Genomic DNA, 22,193 nt, shown 5'->3' on the forward strand with positions numbered 1-22,193 from the left:
CCTATTTTGCCGAGGTTTGCGATTGGCTGCCCGAATTACCGTTGGAGGCCACTTTTTCGATCTTCGGATCGGCCCAGCTGCCGGTCACGTGGTATTGCGTGACGAAGGCCTTCGACAACTGATCGCCCAGGACCAGTTGCGCGGCCAGGGTGCCCAGCCCGATGGCCGGGTTGATGAACGCCGCCGCCAGCGAGGCCGATGTGGCGTCCACCTTGGGCGTGACCTTGACGCGCAGGTCCTGCGTTTCATCGAGGATGTTGGCCGAGCCCTGCATGGCGACCTGGAACTGCGGGCCCTTCACGGCGAAATCTTCGGTGTGGGCGATGCCGCTGGCGATGGTGCCGGTGGCGGCCACGCTCTCGAACGGCGTGCCGCGCCCGGTGGCGCTGCGCAGGTCGGTGGCGAAATGCAGCAGCCCCTGCAGGCTCAGCACACCGGCCAGCTTGGCCAGCCCCGGATCGACGGGCAGGAACTGGCCGCGCTCCAGGTTCAGCGCCATGCGGCCGTTGAGCGTCGGGTAGTCGATCGACATGGGCGAGCCGCGCCACACCACACGGCCTTCCAGCTTGCCCTTGGCCCCGTCGATGACCTTGGCGAAGCCCATCTTCTGCAGCAGGTCGCCGGTGTCGCGCAGGTCGAGGTTGAAGTCGAGCAGCGTCCGGCGCTCGGGATCATCGCCGCCGCCGCGCAGGCGTCGCGGGATGCGCCACGTGCCGTGCGCTGTGAGCGTGGCGGCCGGCTGCTCGATCTTCAGCGTTTCGAGCGTCCACACCGGCGCGCCGTCAGTGATCTGGCTGCGCGCCTTGATCTCCAGCTTGCCGAGCGCCTTGCCGCGCAGGTCGAACTTGTCGGCGACGAGGTCGAGCGAGGGAATTTCCTGCGAGCTGCTGGCCAGCGATTCGGTGAGCGCCGTCTCTTCCTTGGCGTCGGGGATGCTCATGCGCGACAGGCGCATCGTCAGCTCGCCGAAGGGCACGGCGGCGCTTTCGGCGTGCCAGCGCGCGCTGCCGGCAATTTCGCGCGAATCGATGGTCGATTGCCAGTTGGCGCCATCGCGCGTGGCGTCGATGCGCACGGCGTTGAAGTCGCGGCCCAGGATGCGCAGCGTTTGTGCGCGGGCATTCAGGTGGCTGGGCAGATACGCGCTGTGGTTGCTGGAGGCGTTGGCCGCATTGGCTGCATTCGCGGCATGTTCGGCGGCAATCTGCGAGGCGCTCTTGTCAGGGGCGGGTGCAGCAAAGGCATGGCGCCAGGCGTCGACGTCCAACTGATCCAGCGCAAGATTCGCCTGCACGCCTTCCTGCGGCTGCGGCACCGGTTGCCGTACGCCGATGCCGCCGCGCAGCACCTCGACGCCGTTGCCTGTGTTGCGTTGCTCGTAGCGCGCGCTGACGATGTTGCCGACCTGCAGAACGATTTCGTCGACAGCGTTGTTGGACGCCAGTGGCTGCATCTCGAAACGCACCGGCAGCGGCTGCCCCGCCGCCTTGTTGAGCGGTGCCGGCAGACGCACCGTCATTGGCGTGAGATCAGACTGCACTTGGATGAGCGGTCGATGCTGCTTGACGCTGATGGTCGCGCTGTACGGGGCGCTGCCCTCCAGCGAGCGGGCGACGGCGGCCACCGGGCTGTTTTCCGGCGTCGTCTCGCGCAACCCTTGCGCGGAAGCGGTGCCCGCCACCTGGATGCGGATCGTGCCGTCGGGCGCGGTGCCGCCGGTGGGGCGGATTTCGCCGCCGGCAAAGCGCGCGCGCAGGTTGTCGAAACCGATGCCCTTTTGCGTGAAGGTCAGCGCGCCGGTCACATCGGTAAGCGGCGGTGCCTGCGGAACCAGCGTGACGTCATTGCGCAGGAACGTGACGCTGCCCTGGGCGCGCGTCGAGTGCATCTCGTGCAGCGGCAAGTCCAGCTTGAGCGCCAGCGTCGCGTTGCCCTGGGCGCGCGCGTCCTTGGTGAAGTGGCCGATCCACTGGCTGATCGGGCTGGCCTCGATGTATTGCAGGAAGTTTTGCGTAGCCCCGTCGCCGCGGCCCTCGATGGTGAGCAGCGGGCTGTGGTCGCCCATGTCGGGCAGGCTGCCGCTCACGTCCTGTAGATTCACGCCCATCACCTTGGCGCGCGCCACCTTGAACGCGAGCGATGCGCGATCGAAGATCACTGTGCCGTCGATGTTGGTGAACGCCGGCCAGCCGCCGGGGTGCGTCGGCGCCTGGCCGGGCGGGATGTGCGCGGCTTCGGCCGGCGCCGATTGGTACGTCACATCCTGGATCGGCACTTCCACGCGGAAAACACCCTTGTGCGGCGGACGGAACGGAAAGTCGTGCAGATCGCCCGCCAACGCGAAATTCACATTGTTGGCCGTGCCTGCCTGCAGTGCCCCGCCGAGGTAGTCGCGCAGATGCTGCCCGATCGACAGCGGCAGATAGCGCGGCACACGCGGCACGTTCGCGCGTTCCAGCGTGCCCTTCAGGTCGATGGTGCCGAGGTGGCTGGTGTCTGCCGCGTGACGATAGCTGCCCGTGATGCGCGCCGACAGGTCGTCGTTGGAGAACGCAAGGTTGTCGCTCGTGACGACCAGCTCCTGCTTGCGATACGTCCAGCTGAACGTGCCTTGCAGCCGGTCCAGCGGCACGCGGGCATCGGCGAAGGTGCCGGGCAGCAGCAGCGCGGTGTCGTTGGACTCGATGCGCAGCGTCCCCTTGTCGTCGGAGAAGACGGCGTTGCCGGAGAGGTTCTCAACGCCGGGCACGGCCGGCTCGGGATGCTGGCCCGGCGGCACTGCAGGCAGCGCGCCAGGGCCGAACGACACCTGGCGCATCGTGGCGCGGCCAGTGAAGTGCACGGGCGCGGGTGTATTGGGCCGCCAGCGGGAGACATCGCGCTGCCAGTTGATGTCCAGATCGTCGATGCGGCCGGACGGTTGCTTTGTGCGCAGGGGTTCCAGCACGCCGCTGGGCAGCGGCAGCGCGGTGGCGATGTTGCGCAGGTCGGCCAAATCCAGTGTCGTGGCCTTGACTTGCAGGTTGCGCAGGGCGTCGCGCGAATCCAGCGCCCACCCCACGGTGACGTTGCGCAAGCCGCGCGGCGTGCCCGCCGGGTTGGCCGGCGTCTGGATACCGGGGCCTGCCAGCTCGGGGACCGACGGCGGCTGGGCGGGCAGGTTCAGCGGTTGCCAGAGCAGCGTGTCGACGCGCAAGGTGTGCTCGCCACGCGCATTGCGCTGATGGGTCGCCAGCGCCTGGAGGCTGCGCAGCTGCAGCGGGTCAAGATCCTTGCGGACCTGCAGATCGAGCTGCTGCCCCGTCAGCCGTGCCTGGCTGCGCGTGAATACGCCGTCCGCAAACTCCACCGAACCATCGGACGTGAGCGTGCCGCTTTTGGCCGCGGCCAGCACGGGCACGTAGCGCTGCACGGACGCCAATTGCAGCGTATCGACCTGCCAGGACGCCTGGCCATGCCAGTGGTGCCAGTCGCCGGGGCGGGCGAGCAGGTCGTGGCGGAAATCGGCATGCAGCTTGATGGGGCCGCTGAACAGCGTGGGCGATGTGCCGCTGGCCTCCAGCCGGTGGCGCGTCGGTCCGCTGCGCAGCTGCACGCGCACGTTGCCCAGGGCGACTTCGGGCAGCTTCTGCTGTTCGTCGAGCCAGCGGACCTCGCCTTGCTGAAAGTCGATGTTGCCCTGGGAAAGCAGCTGGTCGAGGAAATTGCTGTCGCCGCCGGCGTCGGGGTTGAGCGGCATGCCGGCGACGGAGAGGGCGCCTTGCGGGTCGCGCCGTACCAGCACGTCGGCCTGGCTGGCGTGCAGCGCGGCAAAGGTGATCTGCACGCGCAGCAACGAGCGCCACGACAGCCGCGCCTGCACGTCCTGTACCGCGAAGGTGCGGCGGCCTGCGGTGTCGCGCGCGTCGATACGCTGGGCGCGGAAGGCCGGGTGCCAGCCTTCCCAGTAGGTTTCGAGCGAGCCGATTTCGACCTTGGCGTGCAGTGCGCTGGACGCCTCGCGCTCCATCCACTCGCGTGCCACGCTCGCGCGCGGCCACAGAATGAAGCGCACTGCCAGCATGCCCACGACGGCCAGAATGGCCAGCACCGCCGCAGTCTTCCACAGCACGCGCCACAGCTTGCGCCAGATCGGGGCGCGGAAAACGGCTCCGATGGCGGCGCCGATACGGCTGACGAGCCGGACCGACCGCGCCCAGGCCGAGGGCCGGCTCACCCCGCGTGTGGACAGGGTGCTGGCGTGTCCACCATCGGACTTCGGCGATTCTGGGGGCTGGGACGGGCGGGGCATGATGCGGATTATCCGATATTCAGGAGGCGGCGCCACATTTGGAGGCCGGGCGCCGCGCTTGCTGAGCGGCAAGCACGGGCAAGCACGCCCGATGCCCGCGACGCCGGAGACCGCTCGCCGGCTTTGCATGCATTTCAGCGAGAATGGATGCTTCCGCCAATGCCCGATGGGTTCGCATGACCGATTCCGCCTTGTCCGCCCAGCCCTTTCTGAAAGCCCCGGCCCGCCGGCCTGAGACGCCTGCGCCTGCGCTGCCCTTCGCGCTGGCGTATTCCCGCTACCTCCAGCGCCAGGCGCAAGCGCGCCAAGGTTGGGCCGAGCGCGTGCAGGCCAGCGCCGACCGTCCGGTTGACGCGGCGTGGCTGTCGGCGCGCTTTGCCGAGCTGTTCGACACGAAGGCCGTGGAGGTCGAGGTCGCGCTCAAGCGGGCGTTGCGCCTGCTGCGCAATGAAGTGTTCGGCGCACTGGTTGAGCGCGATTTGTCCGGTGCCGCGACGCTCGATGAGGTTACGGGCACGATGACCGACCTGGCCGAATTTGCCGTGCGCACAGCCATTTCCGTGATCGGCCAGGAGCTGAGCGCACTGCACGGCCAGCCGATCGGGCAATCCACCGGCGAGGTGCAGGAACTGGTGGTGGTCGGCATGGGCAAGCTGGGCGGGCGCGAGTTGAACGTCTCGTCCGATATCGACCTGATCTTTCTCTACGACGACGACGGCGACACCCAGGGTGGCCCGCGCCCGCTCTCCAATCATGAATATTTCACGAAGCTTGGCCGGCGGCTGATCAACGCGCTGGCCGATGTGACGGAGGACGGCTACGTCTTCCGCGTCGACATGCGCCTGCGCCCAAACGGCGATGCGGGGCCGCTCGCCTGCAGCCTGGGCATGCTGGAGGAGTACTTCGTCGTGCAGGGCCGGGAGTGGGAGCGCTACGCCTGGATCAAGGGCCGCGTCATCACCGACCCGACCAGCCCGTATGCCGGCCGCGTGATTCAGCAGTTGGAGCGCGTGACGGGGCCGTTCGTGTTCCGGCGCTATCTGGATTACGGCGTGATCTCGGCCATTCGCGCGCTGCATGCGCAGATCCGCAGCGAAGCGGCCAAGCGCAGCAACGGTGCCAACCAGCAGCGCGACGGCGAGGGCCACCTGCAGGCGCGCTCGCCCAACATCAAGCTCGGGCGCGGCGGCATTCGCGAGATCGAATTCGTGGCGCAGGTGTTTCAGCTCATTCGCGGCGGGCAGGACTTCGGCCTGCGCGTGCGGCCCACGCTGGAGGTGCTTCGGGCGGCGTCCGAGCGCGGCCTGATCGACGCCGAAGCCGTGGCGCGCCTGACGGAGGCCTACTGCTTCCTGCGCCAGCTGGAACATCGCCTGCAGTACATCGAAGATGCGCAGACGCACAACCTGCCGGGCTCGCCCGAAGATCAGCTGCGCGTGGCGCGCATGATGGGTTTTGACGATTACGCGGCGCTCGTCACCAGGCTCGAGGCGTATCAGGACGAAGTCGCCCACCATTTCGAGCAGACCTTCTCCGACAAGCAGGACAGCCAGCCGCCGTGCGCCGCCGTCTGGCACGCCGACCTGCTCGACGACGAGCACACGGAAACCGCGCGCGCACAACTCGCCGAACTCGGCTATGCAAATCCGGAGAGCGTGCTGGAGCGGCTGCGTGCGACGCGCAATTCGCCGCGTTACCGCGCGTTGTCCGAAGTCAGCCGCCAGCGTTTCGACTTGCTGATCAACCGCGCGCTGGACCAGGCTTCGCGGCAGACCGATGCCGATGTCACCATCGCGCGCTTTCTCGATTTCTTTGATGCCATCAGCCGGCGTTCGTCGTATCTGTCGCTGCTGAGCGAATACCCGCAGGCCATGGAGCGCGTGGCCCACACGCTGCATGCATCGCGCTGGGCGGCGGACTACCTCACGCGCCATCCGCAACTGCTCGACGAACTGCTCGACGTGGAGGCGCTGTCAGCCGAGCCTGACTGGCCGGCGTTCAGGGCGCGCGTGCGCGAACGCCTGGAAGCCGCGTCCGACCATGTCGAGATGCAGATGGACATCCTGCGTCAGGAGCACCATGCGGAAACCTTCCGCGTGCTGCTGCAAGATCTGCAGGGCATGCTGAGCGTCGAGCACATCAGCGACCGGCTTTCGGACCTGGCCGACGCCATGCTGGACCTCACGCTGGAAACGGTCTGGAAGCAGGTCGCCACGCGCCACCGGGAGGTGCCGCGCTTTGCCGTGGTTGCCTACGGGCGGCTGGGCGGCAAGGAACTCGGCTATGCGTCGGACCTCGACATCATCTTCCTCTACGACGACGATGACGAGCGCGCGCCGGACGTGTACGCGTCATTCGCACGCAAGCTCATTACCTGGCTGACCAGCCATACCGCCGCCGGCACGCTGTTCGACGTTGATACGCGCTTGCGGCCGAACGGTGCGGCAGGTCTGATGGTCACGCACTTCGAGGCCTTCCGCCGCTATCAGATGCGCGAAGGCGACAACGCCGCGTGGGTGTGGGAGCACCAGGCGCTCACGCGGGCACGCTTCTGTGCGGGCGATGCGGAAATCGGCGAGCGCTTCGAGGCGCTGCGTACGGCCGTGTTGCGCCAGCAGCGCGAACGCGGCCCGCTGCGCGACGAGATCGTGGCGATGCGCGAGCGCGTGGCGGAGGGCCATGCGAATCCGACGGGGCTGTTTGATCTCAAGCACGACCGCGGCGGCATGGTCGATATCGAATTCACCGTGCAATTCCTGGTGCTTTTGCATAGCGCCGCGCACGCCGAGCTGACCCGCAACAAGGGCAACATCGCACTGCTGCACATGGCCGGCGAGTTGGGCCTGATCGATGCGACGGCGGCCGTGCAGGTCGCCGATGCCTACCGTGATTTCCGCGCCCGCCAGCACAAGTTGCGGCTCGATGGACACTCGGCCGCGCGCGTTCCGGTTGATACCTGCGCGCACGAGGCCGCCCACGTGCGTGCGCTCTGGACGCAGGTGTTCGGGCCCGAGCAATGACGGCACAGCGGCACACGTTGTACACGTGGAGCGTGTGCGTGGGTGTGGCTGCGCTGGCGGCCGCTTTCTCGTTCGTGCCGTGGCTGTACGCGGTCGGGATGTATCAACGCGATGCGGTGCGCGCAGGGCAATGGTGGCGCATCGTGACCGCCATGTGGGTGCATCTGGATGCGTGGCATTGGCTGGCCGATGCAATGGCAGCGGCAGGGCTCATCTTGCTGCTCGCGCGCGTGGTGCGGCCGCAGGTCATTGTTGGAGCGCTGGTGGTGTGTGGGGTGCTCGTGCAGGTGGCGCTGCTCAGTCAGCCGGCGGTGCAGTGGTACGGCGGGCTGTCCGGCGCGCTCCATGGCCTGGCGGCATGGGGCGGGCTGCGGCTGCTGAAGCCGTCTGTGAGCGATGCCGAGGATCGCTTCTCGCGCTGGATTGGCGTGGCGCTGTGCGTGGGCGTGCTGGTGAAGGTGTGGCTCGAGCAATCGTGGCTGTCGCCCATCGCCTATGACCCGCACTGGGGGTTTGGCGTGGTACGCATTGCGCATGCCTTTGGCGCGGCGAGCGGATTGCTGATCTGGGTGCTTGGAGAGTGGCGTGCGCAAGGAAGCAGGCAGGCGCCGCGCTGATCGGCAGAGAGTCACGTGCTGATAAAAAAAACGGACATGCTGGCGGGCCAGCGTGTCCGTTTTGCGTTGAGACGATCGCGAGATGGCTCGATCAGCTCTTGCGACGGCGGAAGGTCAGTGCACCGCTGATGAATAGCAGGGCCGCCAGCTCCAGGGGGAGGGCGCCACCGCCACCGCTCTGGTTCAGCGAGCCCGTTCCGCTGGTGCCGCCACTGAAGGGCAGCGTGCCCGTGCCGGTGCCGGGCGTGGTCGTCGGCGGCGCCGTCACTGTGACGGAAGTCGATGCCGAGGCCGTGCCGCCCAAGTTATTCGTGACCGTAACCGTGAAGCTGTAGGTGCCGGCGGCGCTGGGGGTGAAGGTGGCGGTGACGTTGCCGTTGCTGTCCGGTCCAGCGGTAGTGGGGGTCACACCGGGGCCGGCAGTCTGTGCCCACTGGACGCCACCGCCAGACAGCGTGTTACCAAAACCCGCGCCGACCACGGCCGTCAGCGTGACTGCGTTGTTGGCTACAACCGTGCTCGCCGAACTCGACACGGTGACCGTCGGCGTGCCGACCGACAGCGCGATGGCCGCGCCGGCATCCAGCATGCCGGCTCCGCAAGCGCCCGGGTTCTGCGCGCAGAACGTACCGGCCGGGAAGGCACGTGCCGATTGCGTCAGGATCGCCTTGATGTCGTCCACGCTCAGCGTTGGCTTGTGGGACAGCAACAGGGCCGCAACCCCGGCCACGTGCGGCGTCGCCATCGAGGTGCCCATCTCGGTGGTGTAGTAGCTGGTGCCGGTGTCCGGGGTGGTCAAGCTGGCGTTGGACAGCGAGACGATCTTGTCACCTGTGCCTGTGACGACCTGACCCGGGCCGCCGCCCGGTGCGCTGATCGTTGTACCGGTACCGACGTTGGCGTAGAACGCGTTGTCGCCATCGATCGTGTGGGCTGTCACGGCAATCACGCCGTTGCAGTTGGCTGGTGAGCCAATGAACGGTGCGCCGTCGTTGCCGGTTGCCACCACGATGGTGGCGCCTCGGTTGCGGGCGGCGGTAATGACCGCCTGTTCCGCCGAGGAGCACGCGCCCGCGCCGCCCAGGCTCATGTTGACCACCTGCGCCATCGGCGAATTTGCGGTCAAGGCCGTGCCGCCGGCACCGGGGACGCCGCTGGCGCCAGTGACCCAGGCCAGAGCGTCGAGGATGTCCGATGTGGTGCCGCCGCATTTGCCCAGTGCGCGAGCCATCTGGATCGTCACGTTGGGCGCAATGCCCGCGATGCCGACCGAGTTGTGCTGCGCGACGATCTGGCCCGTGACGAAGGTGCCGTGCCAACTACTGTCGCTGTGAGTCCCTGCGGTACCGCAGTAGCTGGGGTAGTTGGTGGTGTCTTGTGCCGACACCCAGTCACCCGGATCAGACGGGTTAGTGTCGCGGCCGGCGGGTGTGTCCAGCGGGTCGTTTTCGACGAAGCCCAACGGCACCGTTTTGTTGGTGGCGGGGTCGGGTGTGCCGTGGTACGCGTCGCTGCTGATGAAGTCGTAACCCGGGCGGATATTCGCGCCCACGAAATCCTCGTGATTGGTCAGCAGGCCCGTGTCGATGACAGCCACATTGACCGAGGGTGCGCCCTTGGTGCTATCCCAAGCGGTGGTGATATTGGCGCCACCTGCAGATGGGGTCGAGGGGCCGTTGGCGACCACGGTGCTCGGCCACAGGCTCCACTGCTGAGTGAATTTCGGATCGTTCGGCACGGAGGTCGGCCGCATGATGCGGTCGGGCGACACATACTCGAACTGGCCACTGGCTTCCATCCGCTGCGCAACCGTTTGTGCATCGGCCAGCGACATCCCGTTAGGCAGGGTGACCACGTGGGCACCGCCTGACATGGCGCGCTTGTACATCACCGGCAGTTGTGCTGCGACCGACCAACGTTGCACCGCCGCAACGTCAGCGCGCGCAATGGGCGTTCCCGGCGCAACCGATTGCGTCTTCAGGCCGCTGTTTTTCTCTTTAACGATGAGCTGCGTCACCCATTGCAACTGCGGTGCCGGCGTGGTGGTTTTGCCCACTGCCAGCGCCGGCATTGCGTGATACGACAACAGCCCGAGCGCCACCAGCGCGCGAGCCACACCCCCTGAGACCCCTGTCTTCATGCGAATCGCCTCGATTGTTTTTGTGAGGATTGCGAAATTTGCCGAGGCATTTTCCTAAAGGATTTCCATGTCGCGAATGTTCGTTAGGTTTAAGTAGAAACCCTAGTATCGCGAGCCTGGGCAGCTATGGACCGGGCAACGCCCGCTGAAAGGCCACGCACGTTTGCGTTGAGCCATAAAAAAACCGCCTCGCAGGGAGGCGGTTTCGTGCACCGGATGACGGTCTCAACGCGAAAGCGGACGTCGTTTGCGGCTGGCCAGCCCAACCGCCAACAGCAGGGCAGCCCCAATCAGCGGCACGGCCCCACCACCTCCGCCACCGCCGCTGCTGCTGGTACCGCCGGACGACCCAGTGGAGCCGGTCGACCCCGAGGTGCCGCTGCCCGCGCCTGCCGGCGCCGTGTTCTGCGCATAGCTGACGGCCCCGGCGGCGTCCAGCAGGCCCGCGCCACAGACGCCTGTGTTCACAGCGCAAAACGTGCCGCCCGGATGCGGTCGCGCAGTCTGCTTCAGCCCGGCGAGCACCTGCGCGTTCGACAACTGTGGCTGCACGCTCAACATCAGCGCGATGGTGCCGGCTGTTTCCGGCGTCGAGAAACTTGTCCCAGCGACCGACTTGACCGTGGGGTTGCCAACGCTCTGCGTACCGTCGTTGGAGTCGGCCTGGATGATTGAAACTGGCTCCGAGCAAGTCGCCGGATTAGTACCTGTGACGACCTTTGAGTTGCCGCAGCCACCGCCGGGCGCGGACAACGCCACCTGCGGCCCCACGTTCGCGTAGCTGGCGTTCTCGCCGCTGTCGACGTGCGCGGTGACAGCGATCGCGCCCGTGCAATTGGCCGGTGCGTCAACGGTCTGCGCGGCTTCATTGCCGGCGGCGGCCACCACGATGGCGCCGCGTGCGGCCAACTGGTTCACCGCATCCTGTTCTGCCGCAGAGCACTGCGTGGTGCTGCCCAGGCTCACGTTGACCACCCGCGCCGGGTTGGCGTTGGCCGGCACGCCAGACACGTTGATGCCGCCCGCCCACAACATGCCGTCGACCGTGTCCGACAGCAGCGCGCCGCATTTGCCCGACACGCGCACTGGCACGATCGGCGTGTTCCAGCCTACCCCGGCGATATAGAGCCCGTTGTTTGTCTGGGCGGCGAGCACGCTGCTGACCTCGGTGCCGTGCCAGCTGCTGTTGCCGACGTCGTTGCTGGTGCAGCCTGGAATGTTCTGCCATTGCGTGCTGGTCACGCCGTCGCCAAGGTCATGCGCATCCGTTCCCCGGCCGAAAGAGTTGCCCGCGCGCGCCGGATCCGAAATGAAGTTGTAGCCCGGCAGGATCTTGCTCGACAGGTCGGGGTGATCCGTGTAGCCGGTATCGACCACCGCTACCACGATGCCCGTCGAGCCCTGCGTGATGTTCCAAGCCGCTGCCGCGTTGATGCCGCCCGGCACCAGCGCCGGCGCGGCGAGGTTGTTTTGCGTGGCGAACAGCGGGTCGTTCGGAACGGTGTTGGGCCGCAGGATGCGGTCAGGCACCACGTAGGCCACGCGGGCGTCCTGCGCGATCTTGTTGACGGTGGCCTGGATGCTGGCGGCATCGGTCAGGCCGGTGTGCATGAGCTGCGCGTTCGTCGCCAGCGTGCGCTTGACCTGCAGCGTGCTGCCCGCCGCTTGCGCCACCGACAGCAAGCGGTTGCTTGCCTCGCTGGCCGAGAGCGTCTTGCGCGTGCCGCTCGTGTCGTCGCGCCATTTGATGATCAGGTCACCGGTGTACTGCGGTTGCGGCGTGGCTGCTGCGGCCGCTGTGGCGACTTGGCCGCCCACCATCCAGGCAAGACAGGCAAGGCTGGCGCCTGCGCGGCGCCAAGACTTCAACCGGAAGAGGGAGGGGGTCATCAGCGCGGGCTCCGTGGTGTCTCGTTGTGATGAGAAACGTCGTCAGGATGTGGTCGTTGACAGACCGTTACACAAAAACAAAGGTAGCACGCGACTCGTCCGCTTGGTGTGGTGGCGAAGGGCGATGACGTTTGCGCGGGGAATGGGCCTGCCAGTGCGCCGCCATCGCAGCAGAATACGGACCCGGCTGCGACGAACAACCGGAAATCGGGCGCCACGTGGCACCCGATGATTCACAGTGTGGAGCGGTGTTGCGGTGGTTCAGCGTTGGATCTTCACGACGCGGTCCGGATCGGCCGAAGCAACACCTGGCGTGTTGCGCAACGCGGTCACCGCGCCGTCCAGCGTGGCCGATGCATCGCCCGAGGTGGCACGCACCAACCAGAACCCACCCGACATCGGGCGTACCACCGCAAAGGCCAGTCGCGGCGTTGCGCGCGCGCCCGCGGCATCCAACAGACCTTGCACGGTGGCCGATGACGTGGTCGGCGTGCTCAACCCGATGATGACATCGCCCACGCTGTGTGCGGCCGACACCGAAGCCGGCGGCTGGGTGTTGGTCGATGCAGGGTCCATGGCAGGCGGCTTGCCCGGATCAATCGCCGGCACGGACTTGCATGCGGCCAGCAGGCACAAGCCAAGAGCCACCACCAGCGCAGGTTTGGCAGACGACAACAGCGATCGAGGGCGGGCGGCCGATTGGATCATGCGGGCCATGAAGTTCTCCTTGGATTCGGTAGACGACGTTTGCGTCGGTTGCAGCCGGAACCTTCGTGCCAATGACGGCAGCCATGGTTCCGGTATAGGCGATCACTGCGCCACGCGGCGGGATTTCCGCGTGGAGGCTTCCGGCGCCGATTGCGCGCGGCCGGCAGCGAGCATTTCGTCCGCATGGCGGCGCGTGGTGTCCGTCAGCGAAGCCCCGCCCAGCATGCGGGCGATCTCGTCCACGCGGCCCGTGGCGTCCAGCACCACGAGGTCGGACCGCGTGCTGCCGGCCACGGTTTGCTTGGCGACCTGAATGTGGTGATTGGCCAGCGCGGCCACTTGGGGCAGGTGCGTGACGCACAGCACCTGGCGGCGCATGCCGAGTTCGCGCAGGCGTCGTCCCACGACTTCCGCCACCGCACCGCCGATGCCGGAATCCACTTCGTCGAAGATCAGCGTGGGGGTTGGGCTGGCCTCGCTGGCAATCACCGAGATGGCCAGGCTGATGCGCGCCAGCTCGCCGCCCGAGGCGACCTTCGCCAACGGCCGCGGCGAAACACCCGCATGCCCGGCAACGAGGAATTCGACCTGTTCCAGCCCCGCCGCGCCGCCGTGTTCCAGCGCGTGCAGCGCGATGTCGAAGCGCCCGCCGGCCATCGACAGGCCTTGCATGGCGCCGGTCACGGCATCGGCCAGCTCGCGTGCGGCCTTGGCGCGGTCGCGCGACAGCGATTGCGCCACCGTCATATAGGCAGCGTGGGTTTGCGCTTCCTGAGCTTGCAGCGCATCCAGATCGGATGCGGCTTGCAGCGCCGCCAGTTGCGCCTGGCGTTCAGCCAGTTCGGCAGGCAGCGTTTCGGGGGCGACGCGATATTTGCGCGCCATGGTGTGCAGCGCCTGCATGCGCGCATCGACTTCGGCCAGCCGGTCCGGATCCAGCTCCGCGCGGTCGGCATAGCGCGCGAGCGTGTGCACGGCTTCCTGGATCTGCACTTCGGCCGGCTCAAGCGCAGCCAGCACATCGGCAAGCGCGGGGTCGATCTCGGCCAGTTCGCGAAGCGTATGGAGCGTCGCGCCCAGTTGCGTGAGCACCGCGCCTTCGGATTCGGACAAACCGTCCAGCGCCGCGCGCGTGCCTTCGATCAGGCTGGCCGCGTGCGACAGGCGGTGATGCTCGGCCTGTATCTCTTCCCACTCGCCGGGTTGGGGGCCAAGCTTCTGCAATTCGTTGACCTGCCATTCGATGCGCTCGCGTTCGAGCTGGGCTTCGCGCGACTGCTGCTCGGCAGCTTCGCGTGCGCGCACCACGGCGTGCCACTCGCGGTAGCGCTCGCCCACCACGCGCACGGCGCTTTCCAGGCCCGCATGGGCATCGAGCAGGCTGCGCTGGGCATCCGTCTTGAGCAGCAGTTGATGCGCGTGCTGGCCGTGGATGTCGACCAGTTGCTCACCCACTTCGCGAAGTTGCGCCAGCGTGACGGCCGCCCCGTTGATGAAGGCCTTGCTGCGGCCGGCGGCATCGACCGTGCGGCGTAGCAGGATGACCCCTTCGTCGTCGTGCAGTTCATGCGCTTCGAGCCATGCGGCCACGTGCGGATGCACGTCGAACTCGGCGGTGATGTCGGCGCGCGGCGCCCCTTCGCGGACGACGGCCGCATCGGCGCGCTCGCCCAGCGTCAGGGCAAGCGCATCGATCAGGATGGATTTGCCCGCGCCGGTTTCGCCCGTGAATACGGTAAAGCCGTCGGCCAGATCGAGATCCAGCGCGTGAACGATGACGAAATCGCGGATGGTGAGGCTGCGCAGCATGGAAGCGGTGAGCGAAAAGTTTTTAGAACCTGCTCATGATTCGTAGCGAGCGGCGCGAGGTTGAAGCGAGAAGCGCAGCCGTACATGCGTACGGCGGGCATCGCAGGTTCAAGATCGGGCCGCGCAGCAGGATCATGGGCAAGTTCTTAGAGCCGGTTGTCTTCGGTCGGGTACTCGTGCCAGTGCAGCTTCTTGCGCAGCGTGGCGTAGTAGTTGTAGCCGATCGGGTGCAGCAGCCGCACCGTACGCTCGGAGCGGCGCACCACGATGCGGTCGCCGGGCAGCAGGGACGTGAGCGACTGCATGTCGAAGTTGACGCTGGCATCACGCCCGCTGGTGACCTGGATGACCACCTCGGCGTCGTGCGGAATGACGATCGGCCGGTTCGACAGCGAGTGCGGCGCGATGGGCACCAGCACCAGACCCGACAGCGCCGGATGCAGGATCGGGCCGCCCGCAGACAGCGCATACGCCGTCGAGCCGGTCGGCGTGGAAACGATCAAGCCGTCCGAACGCTGGTTGTACATGAAGAAGCCGTCGACCGACACGGCCAGTTCCACCATCCCCGAAGTGCCCGAGCGGTTGACCACCACATCGTTGAAGGCGAGGGCGGAGAAGATGACCTCGTCGTCGCGCACGACCTGGGCCTGCAGCAGCGTGCGGGTTTCGGCCTCGTAGCGGCCCGCCAACATGTCGGGCAGCACGGTGTGCACGTCGTCGAACGGGATGTCGGTCATGAAGCCGAGCCGCCCGTGGTTGACGCCGATCACGGGGACGCTGGCGCCGGCCAGGTGGCGCCCGATGCCGAGCAGCGTGCCGTCGCCGCCGAGCACGACGGCCACATCGGCGTGGCGCGCCATTTCTTCGGGCGGCAGGGCCGGGTAGTCCTGGACGCCGATGTTGAGCGCCGTTTCTCGCTCGAACACAATGTCATGCCCGCGCCCGGCGATGCACGATGCCAGCTCCATGAGCGGGCCGGCAATGTTGGCGGCCGAATACCGGCCGACCAGCGCAACGGTCTTGAAAGGCGAGACAGGCGAGGCGGCGGGAGCTTGCGGGGCCACGGCGGACGGGGAAGTCGACATGCGCGCATTACACCATATCGATATGACCGTCGCCACGTTAGCGCGTGTTTCGTGGAGAAACGCCGACATCACCCGCAGACGGGCGCCGAATTTGCGTAAAATTGACGAATCATGGACAAGCGCGCAACCATCCTCCTCAAGACCCTGATCGAACGGTATATCGCCGAGGGCCAGCCCGTGGGCTCCCGCACCTTGTCGAAATATTCGGGGCTCGATCTGTCGCCGGCCACCATCCGAAATGTGATGTCGGACCTGGAGGAAATGGGCTTCATTGCCAGCCCGCACACCTCGGCCGGCCGCGTGCCGACGCCGCGTGGCTACCGGCTCTTTGTCGACACGATGCTGACCGCCAGCCCGCTGGACGTGTTGAGCACGCAAGACCGCATGGCGCAGCAGATGGTGGGGGCGATTGCGGAGCAGGTCCGCACGCAGCTGGCCTCGCATGGGTCGGAATCGTCGCAGCGGGTGATTGCGGCGGCGGCGCAAACCTTGTCCAACCTTTCGCAGTTTGCCGGCATCGTGATGACGCCGCGCCGCACGCATGCGTTTCGGCAGATCGAATTCCTGCGGCTGTCGGAGTCGCGCATCCTGCTGATCGTCGTCACGCCCGAAGGCGACGTGCAGAACCGCATCATCCATACCGATACGCCCTACACCCCGTCGCAGCTGGTGGAAGCGGCCAACTACATCAACGCGCACTACGGCGGCCAGACGTTCGACGCGGTGCGCGAAAGCCTGCGGGGTGAACTCTCTGCGCTGCAGGCCGACATGACGGCGCTGATGCAGGCGGCCGTGGAGGCGGGCAGCAGCGCCGTGTCGGAAGAAGAACCAGTCGTCATCTCGGGCGAGCGCAAGCTGCTGGATGTGGAAGACCTGTCGTCGTCCATGGACAAGCTGCGCCGGCTCTTTGCCGTGTTCGAGCAGAAGACCGGCCTGCTGCAACTGCTCGACGTATCGAGCCGCGCCGAGGGCGTGCAGATCTTCATCGGCGGCGAAAGCAGCCTCGTCCCGCACGAAGACATGGCGGTCATCACCGCACCGTACGAGGTGGACGGCAAGATCGTCGGCACGCTCGGCGTGATCGGGCCGATGCGCATGGCATATGAGCGCGTGATCCCGATTGTGGATATCACGGCCAAGCTGCTGTCCAGCACGCTCAGCCAATATTGATCTCCCGGTTGTTCTGTCTGCGAGCTGCATAAGCTCAGCCGATTTTCTTCGACGACAGCCCACGCTGCCGTCTCTCACAATCGACTCCGGCGCATGTGCGCGATTCTTTTCTGCCGGAGTCTTTCATGGCTGGTCCTTCCTTCTCCCGTTTGCTGGCCGCAGCAATGTCTGCGGCCATTTCATTCGCCTTGTTTGGCGCTGCTCCTGCACGCGCGGCCGACCGCGAGGTTGTCATCGCTTATCAGGACATGGTGCTGCCCTGGCGCTACGCCCAGGCCACGGGCGAGGTCGAGCGTGCCACCGGCTATAAGGTGACGTACCGCCAACTCGCCAGCGGCGCCGACGTGGTGCGCGCCATCGCATCGGGTTCCGTGCAGATCGGCGAAGCCGGCTCCAGCCCGATTGCGGCCGGCGTGTCGCAGGGCGTGGACCTGTCGCTGTTCTGGATTCTCGACAACATCAACGATGCAGAAGCGCTGGTTGCCCGCAACGGCAGCGGCGTGTCGCGCGTGGCTGATCTGAAGGGCAAGACCTTGGGCGTGCCGTATGTCTCGACCTCGCATTTCCATGCGCTGGTGGCGCTGCAGCAAGCCGGGCTCGAGCCGCGCGACGTGAAGGTCGTCAACCTGCGGCCGCAGGAGTTGTCGGCCGCGTGGGACCGGGGCGATGTCGATGCGGCCTTCATCTGGGATCCGGTGCTCGCCAAGGTGAAGAAGAACGGCACCGTGCTGACCACCTCCGGCAAGATCGCCGCCGCCACTGGCAAGTCGACCTTTGATGGCTTCGTGGCAGACCGCAAGTTCGCGCGCGACCATGCCGAGTTCATCGCCAAGTTTGTCGAAGTGCTGGCCAAGGCCGATGCGGCCTATCGCGACAACAAGGCCGCGTGGACGGCGACGTCGCCGCAGGTGGCAGCCGTGGCCAAGACGTCGGGCGCGACGGCGGCGGATGTGCCAGCAAGTCTTGCGCTGTATGCCTTCCCGGATGCGGCGGAGCAGGCTTCCAAGCGCTGGCTGGGCGGCGGCGCGCAGTCCGGCGCAGCGCAATCGCTGCTGGCCACGGCGCAATTCCTGAAGACGCAGGGCACGATCCAGACGGTGCTGCCGGATTACGGTGCCACCATCGACTCGCGCTTTGTCCAGCGCACGGCCAATGCTGGCAACAAGGCCGTCGCCACCGCAGCGCGATGAGCCGCATCGATGTGCGCGGCCTGGGCGTCGACTACATCGACGCGCACGGCCGCACCGCCCGCGCCCTGGCCGGGGTGGATTTGTCGATCAACGCCGGCGAATTCGTCGTGGCCCTGGGGGCCTCGGGCTGCGGCAAGACCACGCTGCTGAACTGCCTCGCGGGTTTTGTGGCGCCCACGGCGGGGCAGATTCTCCTGGATGGCCGCGAAATCGATGGGCCGGGCGCGGACCGCGGCGTGGTGTTCCAGCGCTATGGGCTCATGCCGTGGCTGAACGTGCGCGACAACGTGGCGCTTGGCCTCAAGCTGCGCGGTGTCGACCGCAAGACGCGCTATGCGCGTGCGCTGGAGTTGCTCCGGCTGGTCGGCCTTGAAGCGCATGCCGCATCGCCCGTCTATGCCCTGTCCGGCGGCATGCAGCAACGCGTTGGCATTGCCCGTGCGCTGGCGACGGAGCCCCGCGTGCTGTTGATGGACGAACCGATGGGCGCGCTCGACGCGTTCACGCGCGAGACCATGCAGACGCTGGTGCTCGATGTCTGGCAGCGCACCGGCACGACCGTTTTCTTCATCACGCACGACGTGGAGGAGGCGCTGTTCCTGGCAACGCGCCTGATCGTGATGTCGCCATCGCCGGGGCGCATCGTGCAGACATTCGATCTGCCGTTCTCGCGGCAGGCGCTGGCAGGCGGCGACGCCCGCGCGGTGAAATCGTCGCCGGAGTTCATTGCCTGGCGCGAGCGTGTACTGGCGCTGATCCACCATGCCCCCGAGGAGCTGCTCGCATGAGCGCGCTCGAAACTCCCGTGCTGCAGCGCGCCTCCGTCGATGCAGCGCCGCCTTCCAGCAGGCCGGCGCGCAGGCTGCGCGGCTATCGTCTGCCGGGCGAGGGCAGCGCATTGGGGCTCAGCGTGTTGTCGGTGACGGCGTTGCTCCTGCTTTGGTGGGCGGCGACCACCTTCCATTGGGTGCCGCCGTTGTTCCTGCCTTCACCGCAGGCCGTGGGGCGCGCGTTCATCGATGCCTGGCATGGCGATATTCAAGGCGGCCAGCCGCTGGCGTCGCATCTGGGCTGGAGCGCGTTGCGCGTGTTCGGTGCGTTTGCGCTGGCTGCCGTGACGGCCATACCGATCGGCCTTGCGATGGGCGTTTCCCGCACCGCGCGCGGCTTGCTGGATCCGCCCATCGAGTTTTATCGCCCGCTGCCGCCGCTGGCATACCTGCCGCTCGTGGTCATCTGGCTGGGTATTGACGAGCGCGCGAAGATTGTCGTCATCTATCTTGCCTGCTTCGCACCGATTGCCATGGCCGCGCGTGCCGGCGTGCGCAGCGCCACGCTTGAGCAGATCAACGCCGCGTATGCGCTTGGCGCGAGCTTCACGCAGGTGGTGCGACATGTGATCCTGCCGGCGGCGCTGCCCGAGATCCTGACCGGCTTGCGCATCGCCATCGGCTTCGGCTGGACCACGCTGGTGGCGGCGGAAATGGTGGCGGCCACCGTGGGCGTGGGGCAGATGGTGCTCAATGCGTCGAGCTTTCTGCGCACCGACCTCGTGGTGATGGGCATCGTGCTGATCGGCGCGATTGCATGGGCGTTCGACTTGGCCATGCGCGCCATCGAAGCGCGCGTGGTGCCCTGGAAGGGCCGCAGCTAGCTGCGACTCAGAAGCTGCCCGTGAACTGATAACGCCCGCCCGGATGCCACATGGTCGCCACCGAGGCGACCTGTCCCTGCGACAACGTTTTTCGCCGCAGCATCAGGCAGGGCTCGCGCACGTCCATGTGCAGCATTTCGGCGATCTCGCGGGTGGGCAGGCGCGCCTCGATGCCGTAATCCACGCCTTGCAATGGGGCGGCACGCATCAGGTAGGCGTTGGGCGTGGTCTGCGTGAAATCCTGCTCCATGTATTCGGGCGCCAACGCCGCGTTCACCCAGCGGTCTTCCACCTGGATCGGCAGGTCGTTTTCGAAGTGCACGATCAGTGAATGAAAGAGCACGCGGCCGGCCGGCACGCCAAACGCAGTCGCCATCGCTTCGTTGGCGCGGGCGCGTTCCAGCTTGTGCAGTTCGGCGCGGTGCCGGTGGCCGCGCGCGGCAATTTCCTCGGCGATGTTGCGGATCGCCACCAGCGTCGCCTGGTATTTCTGCTGCGCGACGAATGTTCCCAGCCCCTGCACGCGCGTGAGGATCTGCTCGGCGGTCAACTCCCGCAGCGCGCGATTGACCGTCATGCGCGACACGCCAAAGGTCTGCGCGAGCGTCGTCTCCCCCGGAATCATTTCCCCTTCCTGCCACTCCCCGCTGCGAATGCGCGTGAGGATGTCTTCCTTGATGCGCTGGAAGGCGGGCGTGCTGGCGGACGGGTCGTGTGACATGGGCGTGGCTTGCAGTGCGGTGGTGGCCGCGGATGTGATGTGCGGATGGCGGTCATCATCAGGGTTTGCTCTTAGCTTGTAAAGTTTTCTTGCCTAAGTTGTATATACAACATAAGATGCGCTCCATGACAAAGGAGTTCGCAGGAGACCTCACATGAACGCCCCGACCCACGCTGCCCACCTGACCAACGATCCGCGCTACGACGCTTCGCGTGAAATCCGCGCCCCGCGCGGCACCGAGCTGCACTGCAAGAGCTGGCTGACCGAAGCGGCTTACCGGATGCTGCAGAACAACCTCGACCCGGATGTGGCCGAGAACCCCAAGCACCTCGTCGTGTATGGCGGCATTGGCCGCGCCGCGCGCGACTGGGCCTGCTTCGACAAGATCCTGGAAACGCTGCGCGAGCTGAACGACGACGAATCGCTGCTCGTGCAATCGGGCAAGCCGGTGGGCGTGTTCAAGACGCATCCGGATGCGCCGCGTGTCTTGATCGCCAACTCCAATCTCGTGCCCAAGTGGGCGAACTGGGAGCACTTCAACGAGCTGGACCGCAAGGGCCTGTTCATGTACGGGCAGATGACTGCCGGCAGCTGGATCTACATCGGCAGCCAGGGCATCGTGCAGGGCACGTACGAGACGTTTGCCGAAGCCGGTCGCCAGCATTACGACGGCAAGCTGGCCGGCAAGTGGATCCTGACCGCAGGCCTGGGCGGCATGGGCGGCGCCCAGCCGCTGGCCGCCACGCTGGCCGGCGCCGTGTCGCTGAACATCGAATGCCAGCAATCGAGCATCGATTTCCGCCTGCGTACGCGCTACCTCGACAAGCAGGCCAAGGACATCGACGACGCATTCAACCTGATTCGCCACCATTGCGAGCGCGGCGAGGCCGTGTCCATCGGCCTGCTCGGCAATGCGGCGGAAATCCTGCCGGAGCTGGTCAAGCGTGCCCGCGCCGGTGGCCTGAAGCCGGATCTGGTGACCGACCAGACCTCGGCGCATGATCTGGTCAACGGCTATCTGCCGATTGGCTGGACGGTCGAGCAATGGCGTGCTGCGCAACGCGACCCGTCGCAGCACGCCCGCCTGACCGACGAGGCCGCCAAGTCCTGCGCCGTGCACGTGCAGGCCATGCTGGATTTCCAGGCCATGGGCATCCCGACGGTCGACTACGGCAACAACATCCGCCAAGTTGCGTTTGACCAGGGCGTGAAGAACGCCTTCGACTTCCCGGGCTTCGTGCCGGCCTACATCCGTCCGCTGTTCTGCGAGGGCAAGGGCCCGTTCCGCTGGGTGGCGCTGTCGGGCGATCCGGAAGACATCTACAAGACCGACGCCAAGATCAAGGAACTCTTCCCGCACAACACGCACGTGCATCGCTGGCTCGACATGGCGCGTGATCGCATCGCCTTCCAGGGCCTGCCCGCACGTATTTGCTGGCTGGGCCTGGGCGAGCGTCACCTGGCCGGTCTGGCTTTCAACGAGATGGTCAAGAATGGCGAGCTGAAGGCGCCGATCGTGATCGGCCGCGATCACCTCGACACGGGCTCGGTGGCCAGCCCCAACCGCGAAACCGAAGCCATGCGCGACGGCACCGACGCCGTGTCGGACTGGCCGCTGCTCAACGCGCTGCTCAACACGGCCGGCGGTGCGACGTGGGTGTCGCTGCACCATGGCGGCGGTGTCGGCATGGGCTATTCGCAGCACTCGGGCGTGGTGATCGTCGCCGACGGCACCGACGCTGCAGCCAAGCGCCTGGGCCGTGTGCTCGTCAACGATTCGGGCTCGGGCGTCATGCGCCATGCCGATGCCGGTTACGAAAGCGCCATCGCCTGCGCCAAGCGCAACGGTTTGAACCTGCCGATGATCGGCTAAGTTAAAGACATCCTCTCGCATTGCT

The 22,193-nt window shown here is 66.7% G+C and carries 14 protein-coding genes; 7 read left to right on the forward strand and 7 right to left on the reverse strand.

The window, feature by feature from the left end; genetic code table 11:
* Position 1: 1 nt before the first annotated feature.
* Positions 2 to 4,291, reverse strand: coding sequence for a YhdP family protein (locus ABIC76_RS13880; RefSeq protein ID WP_354534326.1), 4,290 nt, complete (start codon positions 4,289 to 4,291; stop codon positions 2 to 4).
* Positions 4,292 to 4,467: 176 nt separating this feature from the next.
* Here ABIC76_RS13880 and glnE point away from each other — a divergent pair, with 176 nt between their 5' ends.
* Together glnE and rrtA are read left to right on the forward strand one after the other, a co-directional pair.
* Positions 4,468 to 7,311, forward strand: a complete 2,844-nt coding sequence (gene glnE, locus ABIC76_RS13885; RefSeq protein ID WP_354534327.1) for a bifunctional [glutamate--ammonia ligase]-adenylyl-L-tyrosine phosphorylase/[glutamate--ammonia-ligase] adenylyltransferase — start codon at positions 4,468 to 4,470, stop codon at positions 7,309 to 7,311.
* Complete coding sequence (gene rrtA, locus ABIC76_RS13890; RefSeq protein ID WP_354534328.1) at positions 7,308 to 7,928, forward strand: rhombosortase; 621 nt, start codon at positions 7,308 to 7,310, stop codon at positions 7,926 to 7,928. The genes glnE and rrtA overlap by 4 nt, the downstream gene beginning before the upstream one ends.
* Before the next feature lie 91 nt (positions 7,929 to 8,019).
* On the opposite strand, the gene ABIC76_RS13895 is transcribed toward rrtA, so the two are convergent.
* The 5 genes from ABIC76_RS13895 to ABIC76_RS13915 form a co-directional block, all read right to left on the reverse strand.
* Positions 8,020 to 10,068 carry a rhombosortase-dependent MprA family serine protease gene (locus tag ABIC76_RS13895; protein WP_354534329.1) on the reverse strand — a complete coding sequence of 683 codons (2,049 nt, stop codon included), beginning with the start codon at positions 10,066 to 10,068 and terminating at the stop codon, positions 8,020 to 8,022.
* Between the two features lie 225 nt (positions 10,069 to 10,293).
* The gene (locus ABIC76_RS13900; protein WP_354534330.1) at positions 10,294 to 11,958 is read right to left on the reverse strand and encodes a rhombosortase-dependent MprA family serine protease; all 1,665 of its coding nucleotides are present in this window, start codon (positions 11,956 to 11,958) and stop codon (positions 10,294 to 10,296) included.
* 261 nt (positions 11,959 to 12,219) lie between these two features.
* Positions 12,220 to 12,666, reverse strand: a complete 447-nt coding sequence (locus ABIC76_RS13905; RefSeq protein WP_102066928.1) for a hypothetical protein — start codon at positions 12,664 to 12,666, stop codon at positions 12,220 to 12,222.
* A gap of 102 nt (positions 12,667 to 12,768) precedes the next feature.
* On the reverse strand, positions 12,769 to 14,475 hold the full coding sequence (recN, locus tag ABIC76_RS13910) for a DNA repair protein RecN (RefSeq protein ID WP_354534331.1): 1,707 nt from the start codon (positions 14,473 to 14,475) through the stop codon (positions 12,769 to 12,771).
* A 146-nt stretch (positions 14,476 to 14,621) separates the two neighbouring features.
* Positions 14,622 to 15,560 (reverse strand): NAD kinase, encoded by a 939-nt coding sequence (locus ABIC76_RS13915; RefSeq protein WP_027680614.1) that lies wholly within the window; start codon positions 15,558 to 15,560, stop codon positions 14,622 to 14,624.
* Between the two features lie 111 nt (positions 15,561 to 15,671).
* On the opposite strand from ABIC76_RS13915, the gene hrcA reads away from it, so the two are divergent.
* The 4 genes from hrcA (at position 15,672) to ABIC76_RS13935 (ending at position 19,574) form a co-directional block, all read left to right on the forward strand.
* On the forward strand, positions 15,672 to 16,730 hold the full coding sequence (gene hrcA, locus ABIC76_RS13920; RefSeq protein ID WP_027680615.1) for a heat-inducible transcriptional repressor HrcA: 1,059 nt from the start codon (positions 15,672 to 15,674) through the stop codon (positions 16,728 to 16,730).
* A 125-nt stretch (positions 16,731 to 16,855) separates the two neighbouring features.
* The gene (gene tauA / locus ABIC76_RS13925) at positions 16,856 to 17,920 is read left to right on the forward strand and encodes a taurine ABC transporter substrate-binding protein (protein ID WP_354534332.1); all 1,065 of its coding nucleotides are present in this window, start codon (positions 16,856 to 16,858) and stop codon (positions 17,918 to 17,920) included.
* The gene (locus ABIC76_RS13930; RefSeq protein WP_354534333.1) at positions 17,917 to 18,708 is read left to right on the forward strand and encodes a taurine ABC transporter ATP-binding protein; all 792 of its coding nucleotides are present in this window, start codon (positions 17,917 to 17,919) and stop codon (positions 18,706 to 18,708) included. The genes tauA and ABIC76_RS13930 overlap by 4 nt, the downstream gene beginning before the upstream one ends.
* The gene (locus ABIC76_RS13935; protein ID WP_354534334.1) at positions 18,705 to 19,574 is read left to right on the forward strand and encodes an ABC transporter permease subunit; all 870 of its coding nucleotides are present in this window, start codon (positions 18,705 to 18,707) and stop codon (positions 19,572 to 19,574) included. The genes ABIC76_RS13930 and ABIC76_RS13935 overlap by 4 nt, the downstream gene beginning before the upstream one ends.
* 7 nt (positions 19,575 to 19,581) lie before the next feature.
* On the opposite strand, the gene hutC is transcribed toward ABIC76_RS13935, so the two are convergent.
* Positions 19,582 to 20,295, reverse strand: a complete 714-nt coding sequence (gene hutC, locus ABIC76_RS13940; RefSeq protein ID WP_102066743.1) for a histidine utilization transcriptional repressor HutC — start codon at positions 20,293 to 20,295, stop codon at positions 19,582 to 19,584.
* Positions 20,296 to 20,449: 154 nt separating this feature from the next.
* Between hutC and hutU the strand changes: the two genes are divergently transcribed.
* Positions 20,450 to 22,168, forward strand: a complete 1,719-nt coding sequence (hutU, locus tag ABIC76_RS13945) for a urocanate hydratase (RefSeq protein WP_354534335.1) — start codon at positions 20,450 to 20,452, stop codon at positions 22,166 to 22,168.
* Positions 22,169 to 22,193 lie beyond the last annotated feature (25 nt).

The organism is Ralstonia sp. 1138 (assembly GCF_040544795.1).
Lineage (GTDB): Bacteria > Pseudomonadota > Gammaproteobacteria > Burkholderiales > Burkholderiaceae > Ralstonia > Ralstonia flatus.